The following is an 18,875-nucleotide window of genomic DNA, read 5'->3' on the forward strand; positions in this document are numbered from 1 at the left end:
ATTTTCATTTTTAAATTTCTCTTATATTTGTCCTTAATTTCTTAACAATAAATGACTAATTGTCTCTAACTATCCATTAAATTTTAAATCTTCCTCAATTTCCGCTTGGATATATTGAGGGCTAAGTGTATTCTTAACTACATTAGTTTTTATCTTAGTGTAACAAGTACAATCACGAGTTGCACACTCTAATGCCTCTATGACCTCATCTATTATTTTACCTAGATCATCTGCTCTTTTTAATGCATGCTTAACATCAGTTTTCTTAGCAAGTGCTATTCTATTAAGTTCATCCGCTCCCCCTACTAATAATCTATATGATCCTACTAGTTTCTCTAATAAAAATACTAAGTTATTCACATCTTTATAGTAAGTTTCAATTACTCTTCTATGTCCCACTTTATCACCATAATTTATTGATTATAATTTAATATATTAATTCTAAAAGACTTTTATGCACTTAACTTTAACCTATATAGTAATAAGCTATTGTTATTATTAGATAGGTTACAGTTAGTACCCCACCCTCGAGCCAATAAGTTTTACCATCTTGGAATACAAAATAAGACATAGCCACAGCAATAATAAGCATTATAATTTGAAAAGTAGAAAATACTAGAGTCATATTTAATCCCATAATCGCAGAAGAAATTATTAATAATGGAGTTACAAATAGTGCTATTTGTATACTCGATCCTATTGCTGTTTCAAGACTACAATCTATCTTATTATCTACAGCACAAACTATACTTGTAGCATTCTCTCCAAAACTACCTAAAAGCGGAATCAATATGATTCCTATAAATTCTTGAGAAATATTATAATTTTTAACTATATTATTCACATTAAAGATTAATTTTTCACTTACAAAATATAATAAGGTTGAAATTATAGCCATGCTAATCAATATCGTAAAAGCTTCTTTTCCAAATTTTTTATAATCACTACTGTCTCTTTCCTTAGTAATTACAAATAAGTTTCTATGAGTGTATAAAGAGAATACAAGTCCCAATATATATATTCCAACTAATAAACAAGAGACAATTACACTAACTGATACCATTTTAGAATTATTTATTACTCCATATTTATTTAATGATGATATTATTATAATTGATGATATGGCTAAAAGTAGTAAATGAAAATTTGTTCTAGCTATCATTTTACTAAATTTTTGTTCTTTAAACTGTATTCCTCCAAGAAAAACAGCAAGTCCAAGTCCTAAAAGCATATTAGTTATAACAGCACCCATAAGGCCTGCTTTAGCCATCTCTATCATTCCATATTTAATTGACCATAATCCCATCATAAGTTCAGGTATATTTCCAACTGTAGCTGCTAATAATCCCCCTTTTTTCTCACCTATATATTCGGTCATATTCGAAGTTTGGTTTCCTAACATCATTGCTAGTGGAATCATTGCTATTGAATAAAGTATAGAATTTAAAATACTAGAGGAGGTGTTTATAAATAATAATATTAAAGAAAATATTATAGGTAATACAAATTTTAAAAATATTTCCATGTTTATTGTTTTCCCATGTTTTGCTTCCATTTTATCCTCCTTAGACTTTTTCCTATTTCTACTTTATTCAAATACTGACAAAAGGTGACTTGTAAAATTGATTCTCAATTTTACAATTGAGAATTGACGATTGACAATTGACAATTGTGGATATTTCTCAGCGACTGCTGAGAAATTTTAAATTGATTTTGTAGCGACGAACAGTGTTCGCCACATATTATTGCAATACTCAAATATGAGATATTAAAAAAACTAGCAATTATATTGCTAGTCAAAAAATTTCTTCAAAGAAATTATTTTTCCTAAAAAATAATTTTTACCTTAATTGTGAATTGTGAACTGTGCATTGTGCATTAAAATAGCCTGTTGTCTCCAACAGGCTTATGTAATAAACTAATTATTTTCTTTTAATACTTGTTCTCTCAATCTTAATCCACAAGGAGTTGTTGCAAGACCTCCCATAGCGGTTTCTCTTAAAGAACTTGGCAATTCACGGCCAACTTTATACATTGCAGCTATGCAATCGTCAAAAGGAATTTTACTTTTAACTCCTGCCATAACTAATTCTGCTGTAGTTAATGCACTAACTGCACCAGCTATATTTCTTTTCGCACAAGGAATTTCAACTAGTCCAGCAATTGGATCACACACCAATCCCTCTACGTTTTTAATTACTATTGCTGCAGCGTCAAAAGCCACATCGGGAGTTCCTCCCATCATTTCCACTACTGCTGCTGCTCCCATTGCAGCGGCACTTCCACATTCTGCCTGACATCCGCCTTCTGCTCCTGATAGTGTAGCATTCTTAGCTATAAGAATTCCAACTCCTGCTGCAGTATATAATGCCATTATTAACTCTTCTTCTGTTTTATTGAGCTTATCTCCTGCTGTTGTTATAACCCCTGGAATTATACCACAGCTTCCAGCAGTAGGTGCAGCAACTACCTTTCCCATAGCTGCATTTACTTCTGAAGTAGAAAGAGCTCTTGCCATAGCAGTTATCATTGTTTCTCCACATAGTGTATTATCTTTATTCTTCTCTAAATACTTTCTTATTTTAATGGCATCTCCACCAATTAGCCCACTTACAGAGATAACTTCTTTTTCCATAGCTTCTCTAGAAGATTTTTTTATAACTTCTAGATTCTTTCTCATTTTTTCAATTACTTTCTGACGAGTTAATCCAGTTGTCTCTATTTCTTCTCTTATTGTATACTCAGCTATACTTATATTTTCTCTTTTACAAATCTCTATTAGTTCAACTGCATTATTAACAAACATAACCTATTCTCCCTCCTTCGGTGGTACTATCTGATCTACAGTTTTTATATTTTCTACTTTTTCTAGCTTATATATAATATCATCATTTACAATACTATCTATCTCAACTACCATTGAGGCTTCTGAGCCTTTACCTTTTCTATATACATTCATAGAGGCTATATTAACGTCTTCTTTATAAAGTACAGTAGTAGCTTTATAAATTACTCCTGGTGTATCTAAATGAGTTATGATAAGTGTCGGATATTCTCCTGTAAATTTTAATCTTTGACCATCAACTTCAAAAATTTCTATGTTTCCTCCACCTATTGATGATCCAACAACATTAACTTCTAGTTCCTCACTTGTAGTTAAAATAAATTTTACTGTATTTGGATGAACATTGTCACCTAAATCTGCCTCCTCAAAAGAAAAATCTAATCCTTTTTCTCTTGCTATATCCATAGCATCTCTCAATCTTTCATCCATAGGGTCCATTCCCAAAACCCCCGCCACTAGTGCTCTATCCGTTCCATGCCCTTTATAAGTTTTTGCAAAAGAACCATGTAATAAAAACTTTACTTTAACAATTTTCTCTCCTGCTATCTTGGCTGCTATTTTTGCTAATCTAGCTGCTCCTGCAGTGTGCGAACTTGATGGACCAATCATAATAGGTCCTAAAATATCAAAAGCACTGTAATTCTTCATATATTTCCTCCTACATAATTCTGTAGTAATAAATTTTAAAAATTTACCTACTTTAAAATTTTGTTGTAATATTTTGTAAAGTGCTTATACTCAAAATAATTAATCAATTTAAAACAAACTTCAACTTAAAAATATTTTGAACTATAAAATTCAAAGTATATGCTAGGATAAACCTAGCATCATTTCTATTACTAATATTGATAAAAGCAACTACCTCCTATAAATTCTCTCATAAGTGAATTACTAGGTACTAATTCCTTATCAACTTCCTTAAAGAAGTTTAAAAAACTTATAAGCCTTCTTGCCTCATCATAAACTGTGCTGTCTGGATGTACTTTATGAAGCTCTGTTAAAGCATACTTCTTAAGTATAGCAAGTTCATAGATTAAAGCAGAATTGAACATAACATCAGCGTCTTCTTGAAATACAAAAATATTTTTTTCTTCACCACGTCTAATTGAAGGCCACATTTTTAGGGTATCTTCCACTCTATAACCTCTTGAGAGGAAATCCCTTACAATTCTTCTTATCATCCTTACATCAGTGGTTGCTATTCTATTATGGTCATCTAAATTAAGTTGTGTCAATGGGCTAATATAAATTTTAAATTTTCTATCTTTTATTATGGAAGAAGTTAGTATTTCATTAAGTCCATGAATCCCTTCTACAATTAAAATCCCCTTATTAGGAAGCTTCATTTTATGGCCATTCCATTCCCTTTTACCTGTTTTAAAATTATAGTTAGGAACCTCTACTTCCCCACCAGATAATAGTATTTGCAGATGATTGTTAAATAGTTCCAGGTCTACAGCATATATAGATTCAAAATCATATTCGCCAAACTCATCCATTGGTGTATCTTCCCTATCTACAAAGTAATCATCTAGTGAAATGGGTATAGGTATTAAGCCATTAACAGATAACTGAATACCTAGCCTCTTAGAAAAAGTTGTTTTGCCTGAGGACGATGGCCCTGCAACTAACACAAGATTTATACTTTTATTTTCACTTATTTTATCTGCAATATATGCAATTTTCTTTTCTTGCTGAGCTTCTGATACTCTAATTAAATTAACAATATCTCCATTATCAATAATTTTATTTAATGCTCCAACATCTTCAATATTAATAGTTCCCCCCCATTTTTCAGCTTCATAAAATACTTTTGCAAGCTTTTTATGCTCTTCAAATTTAGGAATTTTAAAAGGTTCTTCTGATGTTGGAAATCTTAAAATATATCCTGGATCGTAATAAATTAAATCAAAAATTTTTAACACACCTGTAGAATATGCCATTGGACCATAAAAGTAATCGTATTGCCCATCTAATTCATATAGATTTACTTTTTCTAAATCTATGGAACTTAAAAGTCTTACCTTATCATTCATTCCATAGTTTTTAAAGATTTCAATTGCTTCACCCTTTTGAAAACATTTCTTATTTATTTTAATATCTTTTTCTATAATTTCTTTCATTTTTTCTTTTATTAAATATATATCATCTATATCAAGTTTAGATTTTTTATAAATCTCTCCAAATAACCCTTTACTTAAAGAATGTCCAATAGTAATTTGAGCATCTTTAAATAGTTCTAAGGTTGACTTAATAAGAACAAATTGAAGAGTTCTAATATAAGTCATCATTCCAAATTTATCTTTAATATCTACAATGTTAAATGTGGAATCTTCTTCTATAATTGAAGATAATTCGCATAATTTTCCGTTAACTCTTGCAAGTACTACTGGTACATCTTTTTCTAAATTATAGTTTTTTACAACCTCGTAGCAGCTAACTCCACTATTAACTTCGATAACATAATCTTTCTCAAATTGTAATTTAATTTTTTTCATCTCAACACCTCAAAAATTGATTAATATTATTATATTTGTCCTCCTATGAATTGTATCCTTTATTTTAATAATATTTTATTAAAAAATTGGAAGACTAAAACTATTAGGAGGTGAAATTATGTTCATATTAGTAATAAGAACAATTATATTATATAGTTTTTTATTAATAATAATGCGACTTATGGGTAAACGTCAACTAGGACAATTGGAACCTTTTGATTTAGTAACTGCATTAATGATTTCAGAGTTAGCCGCTCTTCCAATGGAAGACAATAGAATGCCACTTATTAGTTCTATGGTCCCTATAGCTACACTAGTTATTCTTCAAATAATTACTTCAATAATCCAGCTTAAAAGTGAAAAAGCACGTACTTTGTTAAACGGAGAGCCTAGCATATTAATTAAAGATGGCGAAGTTGACTTAACGGAACTTAGAAATCAAAGATTTAACTTAGATGACTTATTAGAAGAACTAAGATTAAATGGATACTTTAACCTATCTGATATTCATTATGCTGTATTAGAAACTAATGGAAGCATATCTATAATGCCTAAAGAAGAAAATACTCCTATAACTCCAAAGACCTTAAATCTAAGTGTACAAGAAAAACCTATGCCTATGATAATTATAAATGATGGCAGCATAAATAAGCAAAACTTAGAAAAAGTAGGTAAGAATATGAAATGGGTTAAGAAACAACTTAGAAAAAACAATATCGAATCTTACGAAGATGTATTTATAGGAATAGTTTATGATGATGAGAAATTCTTTTATCAGCTTAAAGAAAATAATAAAAAATAAACTTATGAAGTGGTAGAAAGAGGTAGAAAAATGAAAAAAGTTATATTACCTTTTGCGCTTTTTTTAGCCATGCTAGTAGGGCTTTATTATTCTACTAAATATATAAATAATACCTGCGACAAACTTTTAGAAATTGCTTATGAAACTGAATCATCAATTTCTTTTGAACAATGGGATGATGCATATATAAATTCTGTAGCATTACTTACTAGTTATGAAAAAGATATGTCTACAGTAACACTGTTCTTAAATCATGAAGAATTAGATATTATATATAATGAGACTTTAAAATTAACTCAGTACACTAAGGAAGAAGATAAAACTCATTCACTATCCTCAATTCATCTTGTAAAGTCTCTAATTGAAGGAATTAAAGAAAGTCAAAAGATAACTCTTCGTAACATAATGTAATGCATAGTCTCTGTATATTTATTCTGTAAATTTATAAATAATCCTAAATTATATGGAAAATAATAATACCATACATTATAATAAAGGTAGTTATATTATTATAAGGATTACACTGAAAGGAAAGGTGAATTGTTATGGCACTTGTTACCACTAAAGAAATGTTTGATAAAGCCTTTAAAGGAAATTATGCTATTGGTGCTTTCAATATCAACAACATGGAGATTATACAAGGAATAGTAGATGGATGTAAAGCGCAAAATTCTGCTGTTATTCTTCAAGTTTCTTCAGGCGCTATGAAATATATGAGACCTTCTTATTTAAAAGCAATGATTGATGCTGCAGTAGAAGACTCTGGAATAGACATAGCTCTACATTTAGATCATGGCGACTCTTTAGAAGTAGTAAAAAAATGTATAGATGTTGGATTTACTTCTGTTATGTTTGATGGTTCTCATTATGAATATGAAGAGAATGTTAGACTTACAAAGGAAGTAGTTGAATATGCTCATGAAAGAGGCGTAGTTGTTGAAGCAGAACTTGGAAAACTTGCTGGAGTTGAAGATGAAGTTAAAGTTGCTGCTCATGAAGCTACTTATACTGATCCAGACCAAGCAGTTGATTTTGTAAAAAGAACTGGTGTTGATTCCTTAGCTATTGCTATAGGAACAAGTCACGGTGCCTATAAATTTAAAGGTGAAGCAAAATTAGACTTTGATAGATTAGAAACAATAACAAAAAAATTAGAAGAAGATGGGATACATAACTTCCCAATAGTTCTTCATGGTGCTTCAGCTGTAGACCAAAATTTTGTTGCTATGTGTAATGAAAATGGTGGAGATATCAAAGGTGCTAAAGGAGTTCCTGCTGAAATATTAAGAAAAGCTTCATCAATGGCTGTTTGTAAAATTAATATGGATACAGATATAAGACTTGCTATGACTGGTACAGTAAGAAAGGTTATGGCTGATAAACCAAGTGAGTTCGACCCAAGAAAATATCTTGGAGAAGCTAGAAAAAATATTCAAGCACTAGTTGAAGATAAGATAACAAGTGTTTTAGGATGTCAAAATTCTATGGATAAATAGAAAAACGTGGCTCATAGTAGCCACTTTTTTTAATGTACACATTAAAATTTAACTTATGCATGATTTTANNTCCTAAATTCTTCATTCTTCATTATTAATTCTTAATTTCTAAGGATTTAAGCTGTTTTTATAGAAAATTTATTTTCCAGGGTATATATTAAGTTTTCACATTGCATCCCTATATAATTCCATAAGTTAAATCATTAAAAGCATTCCTTTATCATATATTATAATGTATTTTTATTATGATTTAAGAGGTATTGATATGGGTGAAATATACGATAATATTTTCAGTATTAGACCAATTGGTATATTAGAAAAGGATGGACTAGTTTATGATGATTCGCTTTTTGGTAATGTTGTTGGAAGAATAGATGAAAAAGGATTTATTTATAATCACACTATAAATACTCCTATTGGCAAGGTAGATACTGATGGATTAGTTTATGATTATAGCAAGGGGAGTTTCCCTGTAGGATATGTAGATAAAAATGGTTTTATTTACGATACTGCTTTTGGAGGAGACCCTATAGGAAAGATACATGGTAATGATATATTTAAATCTGGTGCTGCCTATTTATTATTATTGCGAGAATAAACTACTAGATTAATGCACAATTCACAGTTCACAATGCACAATTTCTTTGAATGAATTTTTTAACTAGCAACTTAATGTTGCTAGCTTTTTTGTGAAAAAAGTTACTCTGTAGCTTCAAAAAAGAATCAATTTAAAATTTCTCAGGGATAACTGAGAAATATCCACAATTGTGAATTGTGCATTGTGAACTGTGAATTGGATAAGGGTTTCCCTGAGGTGCAGTATAACTCGGAGCGATACTAATAAATTTAACTAATACTACAGAGAGGCTGCATTTGCTAGTTTTTTATTGTAAGGGCGAACAGTGTTCGCCAGTTCTTTTTAATACGTCTTATAGTTTGTCATTTATTCATATAGCTTTTATAAATAAATTTAATAAGTTATAGCCTAATTAATTTTAAAATTTTAATTAATCTAAAATTTTTGCTAAATAATTCATAAATATTATTTTTTTGTAAAAACATCCACATAAACCTATATATTTATTCTGTATATATGATATTCTTAAATGGTAACTAAATTTAGAGGAGTGATAACTATGTTAATAAGACATCTAGAATTAATATTTATTATAAAAAATACGCACAATTCTAGTTAATTTATTTTTTTATATACCTAATGTAATTTTAGGGTTTATTATTTTATATTTTGTTGATAAAATAATAGCATAAATGTACTTTAATTTTATATTTAAATATTATCAAATTTATATTTAAGTCAAGTTCAACGGTTTAGAGTCGCTAGAATTTTTTCTAGCGACTCTTGTATTTAGACCTATTTATAATTATTGTTGACAAATTTGTAATTATTATATTTATCTATTACTTTTCTACATAGTTCATTATATGTTTTATTATTATATTAATACTTCCATCACCATTACGCTTAATTTCAAATCTTTCAAAGTCATGATAAGCTTCTTCCGATAAATATAAATCTATATCTTTATCAATTTTTAACCTTATTCTTTTAAGTTTTTTATCAACCCATTCTTTATCAATAGAAACCTTTTCTGCCACTCCTTGATCAGCAATGAAAGTTTTAAAACTTTCTTTTCTTTCTTCATTATCATTAAAAATTTCTTCAGTTAACTCATTAACATCAATATTTTCCTCTTCTCTTAGCTTTTTCTTAATGTGAGTTCTAATTTTTTCCTGTTCAGAAGCATTTTCAACTAGAGCATTTTGAGTCCATTTTTCCGCTGCTTTTACAAAAGTTTTAGTCATGTCCCTTTCATTATCAATTATAGTACATCCTAAATAACTATCTATAAAATAATTTGAACCATAATCTTCATTATTCTTATTTTTACTTTGCTTATCAATTACCATAAGATCATATTCGTTATCATCTCTAATTGCTTTTATAAAAGCGCATTTTTGGATTCGAGAACTTGAAGAAGGTAATCCTGTAAATTGAGGAATTATATCAATCCCTACCTTATCATCTATATATTCAACAGTATGCATATAATTTTTTATATAGTCCATTTTAAATATGCCTAAAAACATTCCATATTCTGTAGAAAAACTAACAGTAATTAAATCACAAGATGGAATATTTCCTTTGGATCTCATAAGTACAAACATCTGTCTTGCTAATTCTTTAGATACCCCTAAGATATTATTTTCTCCATTTAAAAATTCTTGAGATAAATCTTTAACTATGTTTCTTTCCTCATTAAAAACAGCATACTTTAATTCTTCATCCTTTAAACATCTTTGAATATGTTTTAAAAGAAAAGTATATATCTCTTCATTTAGCTCTAATGCAAATTCATTTAATACAGCTCCATCAGCATTGTTATCTAATATATGAATCACTGCTTCAATTATATTTATTTCTTTAATGTAATCCAAATGTTAAACCTCCTCTAAGCACTGACTAATTATTTAAATTAACTAAAAAGTTTTAAGAATTTATGTTAATTGTCAATTGATCAATATAATTATATAACAATATATGATTTTTCTCCAAAGTAATTATTAAACATATTAGTCTGGTTAAAAATAAATTATAAACAAATTAAAACAGCGCTTAAGGAAAAAAATTATGATATAATTACCTAAAAGGAGTGAGAATCTTGAAAGAAATGGAAACTAGAATACTAGATATTGACGTAGAAGATATACGAAAAAAATTAAAAGATATTAATGCAGTAAAGGTCAAGGAAGAAAGCCAAATTAATAATATATATGATTTTTCAGATAGAAGACTATTAAACGCCAAAGGCTATGCTAGAATTAGAATAGTAGATGATCATTTACATAATAAAACAATAAATTATATGACTACTAAAAAGCTTATTAGCCAAGAAAAATATAAGGTAATGGAAGAGCATGAGATTGAAATATTAGACTCAGTTGAAGGCTCTAATATTTTTAAAGCATTAGGCCTAGAATTAGTAGAGTCTATTAAAAAATATAGAGAAAGTTATAAGTATAAAAATACCCTAATTGAAATAGACATTAATGATAAAAACTTTTGTCCTTTTCCTTACATAGAAATTGAATCTAGTAACGAGGATGAAATTATGGATGTAGTAAATCTATTAGGATACACTATGAAAGACACTACTTCTAAAACTATTCATGAAATTTTAGAAGATAAAAATAAAGGAGCTTTAAAAGGACTATAATGTTTGGATATGTTACTCCCTGCAAAATGGAGCTTAAAGTAAAAGACTATGAAAAATTTAAAGCTTATTACTGTGGATTATGTTTAGCTATAAAAGAAACTTGTGGTCATATACCTAGATTTACTTTAAATTATGATATGACTTTTTTAGCTATACTTTTAGATGGACTTAACGAAGATAAAATTCAATATGAAAAGTCTATTTGTATTGCACATCCACTAAATAAAAAACCTAAAATAATTGATAATGATGCTTTAAAATATGCAGCTTTTTGTAATGTAGCTTTAACTTACTTTAAATTATTAGATAATTACAATGATAATAATTCTAAAGTCAGTAAATTATTATCTAAATTTTTAAAGAAGTATGTAAAAATTAGTGATGAACAAAAAAAAGAAATAATAGATTATATGGAAGCTAAACTAAATTTATTAAGTAAAATGGAGAACTCTAAAGATCCCATAAATATAGATGAAATTTCTGATATATTTGCAGATTTAACTGGTTATATAATTTCTAAGTATTATAAGGAAGATGATAACACTTCCCTTTATTGGCTTGGATATAATTTAGGAAGATTTATATATTTAATTGATGCCTATGATGACTTAAAGGAAGATATGGAAAACCATAAATTTAACGCTATTGAAAAAGCTTTTAATAGTGAAAAACTCACCTTTAAAGAATTTATAGAAACCATTAGGGAAAGAATTGAGTTTAATCTAATATTAAGCGCTGAAAGCTGTGCAGCTTCTTTAGAAAATCTTCCATTAAAGAAAAACAAGGAGCTTTTAACCAATATCCTTCAGCTTGGCTTAATGGAGAAAATTGAAAGTATAAAGATTAAGGAGTGTAAAAAACATGAGAAATCCATATGAGGTACTTGGTGTAAGACAAGGTGCATCACAAGATGAAATAAAAAAAGCATATAGGGAATTAGCAAAGCAATATCATCCAGATCAATATGTTAATAATCCTCTAAAGGATTTAGCTGAAGAAAAGATGAGAGAAATAAACGATGCTTATGATACTCTTACTAAAAATAATGGAAGTTCTAGTAACTATCAAAGTTATAGTGGAGGAAATAATAATTTTAACATTTATCAAAGCATAAGAATGGATTTAAATAGAGGAAATATAGGTGGTGCAGAATCAAAGCTTAATTCTATATCAGATAGAACTGCAGAATGGTATTTTTTAATGGGTATGGTTAACTATAGAAAAGGTTGGTTTGATAATGCCTACAATTTAATTCATCAAGCTTGTAATATGGATCCAAATAATTTTGAGTATAGACAAACATTAAATAGCTTAAATCAAAGACAAAATTCTTATAGACAAAATTATCATGGAACGCGAAGAGGTAGTGATGGGGAATGCTGTGATCTTTGTTGTAAACTTTGGTGCGCAGATACTTGTTGTGAATGTATGGGTGGAGATTTAATTAGTTGCTTTTAATAATATAATTTATACTAAGAAATCGCTTCTTAAAAAGAATACACTACTCTTTAGATTCATTTGTGAATATAACTAAATTTACAACATAATAATTTAAAATAATAATTTATTGTGAGGTTTTTTAATATGAGAAAACATAATATGAACAATAAAGCAAGTTTTGTTGCAAGAGGTGGAATATATGTAGCACTTAGCCTATTTATTCTTTATTCCACTTCATTTTTGCCCTTTAATACAATATTTCTTTTAGGAGTGGCTTCAGCTATAATCCCTCTATCAATATTAACTACTAGCATACAAAACTCTATTATAGTATATGTAAGTGTTTCCTTATTATCTTACTTTATACTTCCATTGAAATCTATGTGGCTATCTTATACCATTTTTTTTGGACTTTATGGCTTTATAAAACTTTACATAGAAAGATTAAGAAAAATATCTTTAGAATTTATATTAAAGATTGTATATTTTAATATATCTATGGGAATATTTTATATAATTTATAAATTTTTATTTATACCTTCATTATCAATACCAAGAAACTTTTTATTTTTAATATTAGCTTATCAAGTTATGTTTATAATTTATGATTATGCACTAACTATATTTATAACCTATGTAGATAGTAACTTTATTCATAAATTAAATAATTAATACCATATATAAAAAATTAATAAACTATTGACAATAAATAGATTTTAATTTATAATTTAAAATTATTAACTTAATATACTATTGCACTGATTAGGAGTAGTAATATTCATCTTAATTCTTAGAGAGCTGCAGTTTGGTGTAATGCAGTAGTTAAGAACTATGAACTTGCCTAGGAGCTTACTTGTAAAAAGCAAGTACGGATTAAACCGTTATATTTTAAAGTGAGGCACTATGCCTAATTAGAGTGGTACCGCGGAATTATAAGTTTTCGTCTCTTTACGAGATGAAGGCTTTTTTTTATTTATAATAATCTTAGATATCTATCTACTAATAAAAATTCACCATAGATTAGGAGGAAATAATATGGCTAGATATAGCACAGAAATTGATAAAAAATGGCAACAAAAATGGGAAGAAACAGAACTATATAAATTTGATAAAAACAATTTAGATAAAAAACTTTATGTTTTAGAAATGTTCTCTTATCCATCTGGAAGCCAACTTCATGCAGGTCATTGGTTTAACTTTGCACCTGTTGATTCATGGGCTAGAATGAAAAGAATGCAAGGGTATAATGTATTTCAACCAATGGGTTTTGATGCTTTTGGATTACCTGCTGAAAACTTTGCAATAAAAACTGGAATTCATCCAATGGATTCAACAGAAAAGAATATTGAAACTATGGAAAGACAATTAAGAGATATGGGAGCTATGTTTAACTGGGAAAATTCAGTAGTAACCTGTCGTCCTGATTATTATAAATGGACCCAATGGCTATTCCTAAAATTATATGAAAAAGGTCTTGCATATAGAAAAAATGCACCAGTAAACTGGTGTCCTGATTGTAATACTGTTTTAGCTAATGAACAGGTAGTTGATGGCGTTTGTGAAAGATGTTCTAGTGAAGTTACTAAAAAGAATTTAACTCAATGGTTCTTAAAAATTACAGATTATGCTGAAGAACTTCTTAATGAAATTGATAATCTTGATTGGCCAGAAAAAACCAAATCAATGCAAAAACATTGGATAGGTAAATCTACAGGCTCAGAAGCTACTTTTAAAGTAGACGGAAAAGATATTTCCTTCAATGTGTTCACTACAAGAGTTGATACACTATTTGGAGTAACTTATGTGGTTTTAGCTCCTGAAAACGAGTTAGTAGATCAGTTGGCTACTGAAGAGTGCAAAACTTCTGTAGAAGAATATAAAGAAACTGCTAAAAAACAATCTGATATAGAAAGACAATCTATAACAAGAGAAAAAACTGGTGTATTTACTGGTTCTTATGCTATAAATCCAATTAACGGAAGAAAAATTCCTATTTGGATTGGAGACTATGTATTAAACACTTATGGAACTGGTGCAGTTATGGCTGTTCCGGCTCATGATGAAAGAGATTTTGCCTTTGCAACTAAATATAATCTTCCAATAGAAAGAGTTATTGAAGGTGGAGAAAATCTTCCATATACTGAATCTGGAAAACTTGTAAATAGTGGAGAGTTCGACGAGCTTTCTAGTGAAGAAGCTAAGGAGGCTATGGTTAATAAACTTCATGAGTTAAATTTAGGTGAGAAGAAAATAAACTATAGATTAAGAGATTGGTTAGTATCAAGACAAAGATATTGGGGAGCACCAATCCCAATAATCCACTGTGAAAAATGTGGAACAGTACCAGTGCCTGAAAGTGATTTACCTGTAAAGCTTCCATACGATGTGGAATTTACACCAGATGGAAAATCTCCACTAGCTAAATGTGACAGCTTTATAAATACCACATGTCCATGTTGTGGTGAACCTGCTAAAAGAGAAGCAGACACTTTAGATACCTTTGTGTGTTCTTCTTTCTACTATTTAAGATATGTAGATAACAAAAATGGTGAAGTTTGCTTTGATAGCGAACTAGTAAATAAAATGCTTCCAGTAGATAAATATGTTGGAGGACCAGAACATGCTTGTATGCACCTATTATATGCAAGGTTTATAACTAAAGCATTAAGAGATCTTGGTTATATAAACTTCGGAGAGCCATTTAAATCTCTAACTCACCAAGGATTAATCTTAGGACCTGATGGACTTAAGATGAGTAAATCTAAAGGAAACACTATATCTCCTGATGGATATATCAAAGAATATGGTTCAGACGTATTTAGAATGTATCTAATGTTTGGATTTGGATATACTGAAGGTGGAGCTTGGAGCGATGATGGAATAAAATCTATAGGTAGATTCGTTGAGCGAATAGAAAGAGTTCTAGAACATTCTATAGCTGAACTTAGAAACAAGGATAATAATAAAGAAGCTATGGAAACTGCTGAAAAAGAGCTTAATTATTGGAGACATTTTGCTATAAAAGGTGTATCTGAAGATGCTGAAAAACTTCAGTTTAATACTGCAATAGCAAGAATGATGGAGTTTACTAATGCCCTATCTAAATACCTTAATGAAGACATTAAGAATCCTGCTTTCCTAAAGGAAACATTAGTAGATTACATTAAGCTTCTTGCACCATTTGCACCTCACTTCTCTGAAGAACACTGGGAAGCTTTAGGTATGAATTGTTCAGTATTTAACGAAAGTTGGCCTGTTTTCAATCCATCTGCTTTAATTAAAGATGAAGTTGAAATAGCAATACAAATTAATGGTAAAATCAAAGCTAAAATTGATGTTCCAACAAGTCTTGATGAAGCAGGAATAAAAGAAGCGTCATTAAGCAATGAAAATATAAAAGCTGCTCTTGAAGGAAAAACTGTAAGGAAAGTTATAGTAATTAAAGGCAGACTTGTAAATATAGTAGCTAACTAACAAAAAGTCGTGATTAACCATCACGACTTTTTAAATTAATAATTAACTATATATGTTTAATACAGCAGAGAAATTAAAGATAAATTTTAATTATCTAAGAATTCAAAGGCATAGTCACAATATTTTTTAAATCCTATACCTTCATATATAGCTTTTGCACTTAAGTTTCTTACATTTACTTGAGTTATCGGTGTCTTTCCGGCCTCCATTAATGTTTTTACCATTTTACTCATAAGGATTTTTCCTAATCCTCTACCTCTATATTCACTTTTTATATAAACAGTAGTAATTTCCCCAAAATGTTTGCTGAACTCACTAAATTTAGCTAATCCTATTGGAGTATAGTTAATATATAAGAAATAAACTCCATTTTCTAAATCATATTTTATTTTTTCATCATTAGTTAAAGATTCTATTTCTTCTTCAGAAGTTGCTCCAAAAAAATCTATATATGCTTCTTTAATAAAATCTTTATCTTTAAAAGTTGCTTTTTTAAAATTAAACTCTTCTATATGTAAATTTAGCTTTTTCTCATTATCAAAAATATAATAAAAATTTTTATCTATATTTCTAGTTATATTTAATTCTTTTAACGCCACTGCTACATCTTCTTCTTTAGCTGCCAATAACATTCGCGTACTCTTTAATCTTTCAATTTCTTTTATAATAGTTTCAAAATTCTTTTTGTTATCATAATAAAAATTGGTAAAAAGCGAGTTTCCATCATCTTTTATATGTAATACTGCTCCTATATTATCTTCCTTATCTATATATAAATCTCCTATATTACCATTTTCAATAAAATGTATTATAAAAAGATTTATCGCCTCTTCTTTATATAAAAATTTTAATATTGCACCTTTTATTTCATCTGTTAATTTCTCTATCTTTAACATAATTATCTTCCCCCATTTATACAATTGAGAATTGAGTATTGACAATGGACAATTTAGGTTGAAATTATTTTTATAAAAAATAATTTCTTTAAACATGTTTTTTCACTAGCAATATAAAATTGCTAGTGATTATGGCGAACATTGTTCGCCGCTACAGAATAAATTCCCCACCCCAGTGGTTTAAATAAAAAATAGTTACAAACTAAAATTTTGTGATTACTCTGATTTTATTTAAAACCTATAATTTTTGTTGTAAACCCCAGCGGTGAAGGCTTCTTCTCTTTTCATCTCTTTGCCTCCCTCAAAATTTATCTATGTTATATACAGAATTTTTCTTTTAACTAACTAGTTTATTTTTACTATTATAAAAATAGCTTAAGGAAACTCCCAATATAGTTATTTTTATAAATATACTTCTATTTAAATTTACATTTTAATAAAACTACTCTATCATAGTTTTCTATAGCTCTATCTACTTCATCTTTTCCATCAAAAATAAAACTCATGCGGCCTGATCCTTGATTTCGCTCTAATTGTGCAAATAAAATATACTCTACACCTTTTTCTATCTTTACTTCGTTATTATAAAACTTTCCAACTTCATTTGGCTTATTATTAAAGTCTATATTAAATTTAGCTGAATTATTAAAATGATCACCTATAATAGCAATTTTCAATTCCCCTTTATCGCTATATTTATCAGAGTATTGATATAAGCTCATACTTATATACTTCAAAGTATCTTCTTTATTTAAAGACATACCTACCATGTTGTCTTCACCTATAAGCTTTCCTCTTTCATATACACATAAGCTTACCTCAATATCATCATACTCTTCTAAACTTCCAATTATCTTAAAAGCCTTAAAATCAGTATCAATAGTACCTTGTAATAGTTCTTTTTGTTCTTCTGAAAAATCACTAAGAGCAATTCTAGGTTTTGTTTTTTCACAGCCTAATAATAAAATACAACTTATTGTTAAAAAAGCCATAATCAAAATTTTACTAGTTTTCCCCATATACTTTACCTCCATAAATTTTTATCAATGTACTGTAAAGCTTGTTTAACATTTTTAATTACTAAACAAGATTAATTTACTTATACTATTCTTTTTGTACTTATTAAAGTTCTTATATTAAGGATATATTAACATATTATTGTAAAATATGTTAATATAATAATAGTGTAATCTTTAATTATGTAATTCCATGAAAAGATTTATAATATTTAAGATACTTTATCTAATATATGAAAAAAGCCAAATTAAAAATTATTTACTAGGGGGTAATGTTATGAAGTTTAAGAAGTTAATTCCTATGCTTTTAATAATAGTTATTATTCCACTTTTCTTAATAGGATGCAGCAAAACAAATGCTGAAGAAAAATTAACAGAAGATTTTCTTCATGCTTTATATGACATAGAAGATTACACTAAAGCTAATACTAATGAGTTTATCGAGTTTATCGAGAAACATCCTAATGATCAATATACCCTTAGATATAAGGAGTTATTATCGGATGATGCCTTTAAAACAATCACAGCTAATAGAGTTAGCTCTCTATATATAAATCTCTTAGTTGCTAATAAAACTAATTCTAAGTTCGTAGAATTGAAGGAATTTAAAAAAAGTGATACAGATAAAGTTTATAATTTTAAGGCTATAATAAATTTAAATAATGTAGAAAAAAATACTAAAGATGACGTAGAGCTTATAGGACAAGTTACTATAGATAAAGTTGATGACAAACTGATAATATCCCAAGTTAACAACTTAAATGATATAGATTTATATTCAAAACTGCCAATACTACCAACTTATCCTTAATTTTAGAATAAAATAATTAATTATATATTTATAAATCAACTAATTATTTTATTTTTTATATTTAAAACCTATTAAAAGAGATACTATAATGCAATATACTCCGCTTTAATAAAAATGTCTCTTTATTAAAACGGAGTATATTCCTCACTTTCTTTACTTACATAACATCAATTCTACTTTTACCTAATAATTATACTGAATTCATAAATTGCTTACCTTATGATTATTTTATCACATAATACTACTAATTCATTCATGACATTAATGATTGATAAAAGTAATGGTTTCTCTAAAATAAAAAAACTTATTACAACTCACATTTATGAATCGACAATAAGTTCTCTCTAAATATACTGTTTTA

18 protein-coding genes and 1 other annotated feature are annotated in these 18,875 nt (G+C 28.2%); of the genes, 10 read left to right on the forward strand and 8 right to left on the reverse strand.

Annotation, left to right across the window (positions count from 1 at the left end; translation table 11 throughout):
- Positions 1–69 precede the first annotated feature (69 nt).
- The 5 genes from B2W91_RS17785 to B2W91_RS17805 all read right to left on the reverse strand — a co-directional run bounded on the left by B2W91_RS17785 (position 70) and on the right by B2W91_RS17805 (position 5,343).
- Positions 70–399, reverse strand: a complete 330-nt coding sequence (locus tag B2W91_RS17785) for a hypothetical protein (RefSeq protein ID WP_291583345.1) — start codon at positions 397–399, stop codon at positions 70–72.
- Positions 400–466: 67 nt separating this feature from the next.
- The gene (gene cax, locus B2W91_RS17790; protein ID WP_291583348.1) at positions 467–1,555 is read right to left on the reverse strand and encodes a calcium/proton exchanger; all 1,089 of its coding nucleotides are present in this window, start codon (positions 1,553–1,555) and stop codon (positions 467–469) included.
- Between the two features lie 363 nt (positions 1,556–1,918).
- Complete coding sequence (gene sdaAA, locus B2W91_RS17795) at positions 1,919–2,806, reverse strand: L-serine ammonia-lyase, iron-sulfur-dependent, subunit alpha (protein WP_291583350.1); 888 nt, start codon at positions 2,804–2,806, stop codon at positions 1,919–1,921.
- A 3-nt stretch (positions 2,807–2,809) separates the two neighbouring features.
- A complete protein-coding gene (gene sdaAB, locus B2W91_RS17800; RefSeq protein ID WP_291583351.1) occupies positions 2,810–3,493 on the reverse strand; it encodes an L-serine ammonia-lyase, iron-sulfur-dependent subunit beta in 684 nt (227 codons plus the stop codon).
- A gap of 191 nt (positions 3,494–3,684) precedes the next feature.
- Positions 3,685–5,343, reverse strand: a complete 1,659-nt coding sequence (locus tag B2W91_RS17805; protein ID WP_291583353.1) for a nucleoside kinase — start codon at positions 5,341–5,343, stop codon at positions 3,685–3,687.
- Positions 5,344–5,461: 118 nt separating this feature from the next.
- On the opposite strand from B2W91_RS17805, the gene B2W91_RS17810 reads away from it, so the two are divergent.
- From B2W91_RS17810 to B2W91_RS17825, 4 genes are all read left to right on the forward strand, one after another.
- Positions 5,462–6,145 carry a DUF421 domain-containing protein gene (locus tag B2W91_RS17810; protein WP_291583355.1) on the forward strand — a complete coding sequence of 228 codons (684 nt, stop codon included), beginning with the start codon at positions 5,462–5,464 and terminating at the stop codon, positions 6,143–6,145.
- 30 nt (positions 6,146–6,175) lie between these two features.
- Complete coding sequence (locus B2W91_RS17815) at positions 6,176–6,556, forward strand: DUF4363 family protein (protein ID WP_291583356.1); 381 nt, start codon at positions 6,176–6,178, stop codon at positions 6,554–6,556.
- Positions 6,557–6,690: 134 nt separating this feature from the next.
- The gene (gene fba, locus B2W91_RS17820) at positions 6,691–7,641 is read left to right on the forward strand and encodes a class II fructose-1,6-bisphosphate aldolase (protein ID WP_291583358.1); all 951 of its coding nucleotides are present in this window, start codon (positions 6,691–6,693) and stop codon (positions 7,639–7,641) included.
- Between the two features lie 265 nt (positions 7,642–7,906).
- Positions 7,907–8,239 carry a hypothetical protein gene (locus B2W91_RS17825; protein ID WP_291583360.1) on the forward strand — a complete coding sequence of 111 codons (333 nt, stop codon included), beginning with the start codon at positions 7,907–7,909 and terminating at the stop codon, positions 8,237–8,239.
- Positions 8,240–9,060: 821 nt separating this feature from the next.
- Here the strand turns inward: B2W91_RS17825 and B2W91_RS17830 are convergent.
- A complete protein-coding gene (locus B2W91_RS17830; RefSeq protein WP_291583362.1) occupies positions 9,061–10,098 on the reverse strand; it encodes a nucleoid-associated protein in 1,038 nt (345 codons plus the stop codon).
- A gap of 224 nt (positions 10,099–10,322) precedes the next feature.
- Here B2W91_RS17830 and B2W91_RS17835 point away from each other — a divergent pair, with 224 nt between their 5' ends.
- From B2W91_RS17835 to leuS, 5 genes are all read left to right on the forward strand, one after another.
- Positions 10,323–10,877 (forward strand): class IV adenylate cyclase, encoded by a 555-nt coding sequence (locus B2W91_RS17835; RefSeq protein ID WP_291583364.1) that lies wholly within the window; start codon positions 10,323–10,325, stop codon positions 10,875–10,877.
- A complete protein-coding gene (locus tag B2W91_RS17840) occupies positions 10,877–11,755 on the forward strand; it encodes a DUF5685 family protein (protein ID WP_291583366.1) in 879 nt (292 codons plus the stop codon). The genes B2W91_RS17835 and B2W91_RS17840 overlap by 1 nt, the downstream gene beginning before the upstream one ends.
- On the forward strand, positions 11,739–12,335 hold the full coding sequence (locus tag B2W91_RS17845) for a J domain-containing protein (RefSeq protein WP_291583368.1): 597 nt from the start codon (positions 11,739–11,741) through the stop codon (positions 12,333–12,335). The genes B2W91_RS17840 and B2W91_RS17845 overlap by 17 nt, the downstream gene beginning before the upstream one ends.
- 126 nt (positions 12,336–12,461) lie before the next feature.
- Entirely contained in the window at positions 12,462–12,989 is a 528-nt protein-coding gene (locus tag B2W91_RS17850; RefSeq protein WP_291583370.1) for a hypothetical protein, read from the forward strand.
- A gap of 77 nt (positions 12,990–13,066) precedes the next feature.
- Positions 13,067–13,268 (forward strand) — a binding site (T-box leader).
- Positions 13,269–13,352: 84 nt separating this feature from the next.
- Entirely contained in the window at positions 13,353–15,791 is a 2,439-nt protein-coding gene (gene leuS / locus B2W91_RS17855) for a leucine--tRNA ligase (protein ID WP_291583372.1), read from the forward strand.
- 86 nt (positions 15,792–15,877) lie between these two features.
- Here the strand turns inward: leuS and B2W91_RS17860 are convergent, their stop codons facing one another.
- Both B2W91_RS17860 and B2W91_RS17865 read right to left on the reverse strand, forming a co-directional pair.
- A complete protein-coding gene (locus B2W91_RS17860) occupies positions 15,878–16,687 on the reverse strand; it encodes a GNAT family N-acetyltransferase (protein WP_291583374.1) in 810 nt (269 codons plus the stop codon).
- Between the two features lie 416 nt (positions 16,688–17,103).
- On the reverse strand, positions 17,104–17,706 hold the full coding sequence (locus B2W91_RS17865; RefSeq protein WP_291583376.1) for a hypothetical protein: 603 nt from the start codon (positions 17,704–17,706) through the stop codon (positions 17,104–17,106).
- A gap of 274 nt (positions 17,707–17,980) precedes the next feature.
- On the opposite strand from B2W91_RS17865, the gene B2W91_RS17870 reads away from it, so the two are divergent.
- Positions 17,981–18,514 carry a hypothetical protein gene (locus B2W91_RS17870; protein ID WP_291583378.1) on the forward strand — a complete coding sequence of 178 codons (534 nt, stop codon included), beginning with the start codon at positions 17,981–17,983 and terminating at the stop codon, positions 18,512–18,514.
- Positions 18,515–18,875: the final 361 nt, after the last annotated feature.

Source organism: Clostridium sp. UBA6640 (assembly GCF_002455975.1).
Lineage (GTDB): Bacteria > Bacillota > Clostridia > Clostridiales > Clostridiaceae > Clostridium_J.

Excerpts from the sequence above, each read along its gene's own strand:
- B2W91_RS17870 (WP_291583378.1), top strand. The coding sequence starts at position 17,981 with ATGAAGTTTAAGAAGTTAATTCCTATGCTTTTAATAATAGTTATTATT.
- B2W91_RS17845 (WP_291583368.1), top strand. The coding sequence starts at position 11,739 with ATGAGAAATCCATATGAGGTACTTGGTGTAAGACAAGGTGCATCACAA.
- B2W91_RS17840 (WP_291583366.1), top strand. The coding sequence starts at position 10,877 with ATGTTTGGATATGTTACTCCCTGCAAAATGGAGCTTAAAGTAAAAGAC.
- B2W91_RS17825 (WP_291583360.1), top strand. The coding sequence starts at position 7,907 with ATGGGTGAAATATACGATAATATTTTCAGTATTAGACCAATTGGTATA.
- B2W91_RS17810 (WP_291583355.1), top strand. The coding sequence starts at position 5,462 with ATGTTCATATTAGTAATAAGAACAATTATATTATATAGTTTTTTATTA.
- B2W91_RS17860 (WP_291583374.1), bottom strand. The coding sequence starts at position 16,687 with ATGTTAAAGATAGAGAAATTAACAGATGAAATAAAAGGTGCAATATTA.
- B2W91_RS17865 (WP_291583376.1), bottom strand. The coding sequence starts at position 17,706 with ATGGGGAAAACTAGTAAAATTTTGATTATGGCTTTTTTAACAATAAGT.
- leuS (WP_291583372.1), top strand. The coding sequence starts at position 13,353 with ATGGCTAGATATAGCACAGAAATTGATAAAAAATGGCAACAAAAATGG.
- B2W91_RS17815 (WP_291583356.1), top strand. The coding sequence starts at position 6,176 with ATGAAAAAAGTTATATTACCTTTTGCGCTTTTTTTAGCCATGCTAGTA.
- fba (WP_291583358.1), top strand. The coding sequence starts at position 6,691 with ATGGCACTTGTTACCACTAAAGAAATGTTTGATAAAGCCTTTAAAGGA.
- cax (WP_291583348.1), bottom strand. The coding sequence starts at position 1,555 with ATGGAAGCAAAACATGGGAAAACAATAAACATGGAAATATTTTTAAAA.
- sdaAB (WP_291583351.1), bottom strand. The coding sequence starts at position 3,493 with ATGAAGAATTACAGTGCTTTTGATATTTTAGGACCTATTATGATTGGT.
- sdaAA (WP_291583350.1), bottom strand. The coding sequence starts at position 2,806 with ATGTTTGTTAATAATGCAGTTGAACTAATAGAGATTTGTAAAAGAGAA.
- B2W91_RS17805 (WP_291583353.1), bottom strand. The coding sequence starts at position 5,343 with ATGAAAAAAATTAAATTACAATTTGAGAAAGATTATGTTATCGAAGTT.
- B2W91_RS17850 (WP_291583370.1), top strand. The coding sequence starts at position 12,462 with ATGAGAAAACATAATATGAACAATAAAGCAAGTTTTGTTGCAAGAGGT.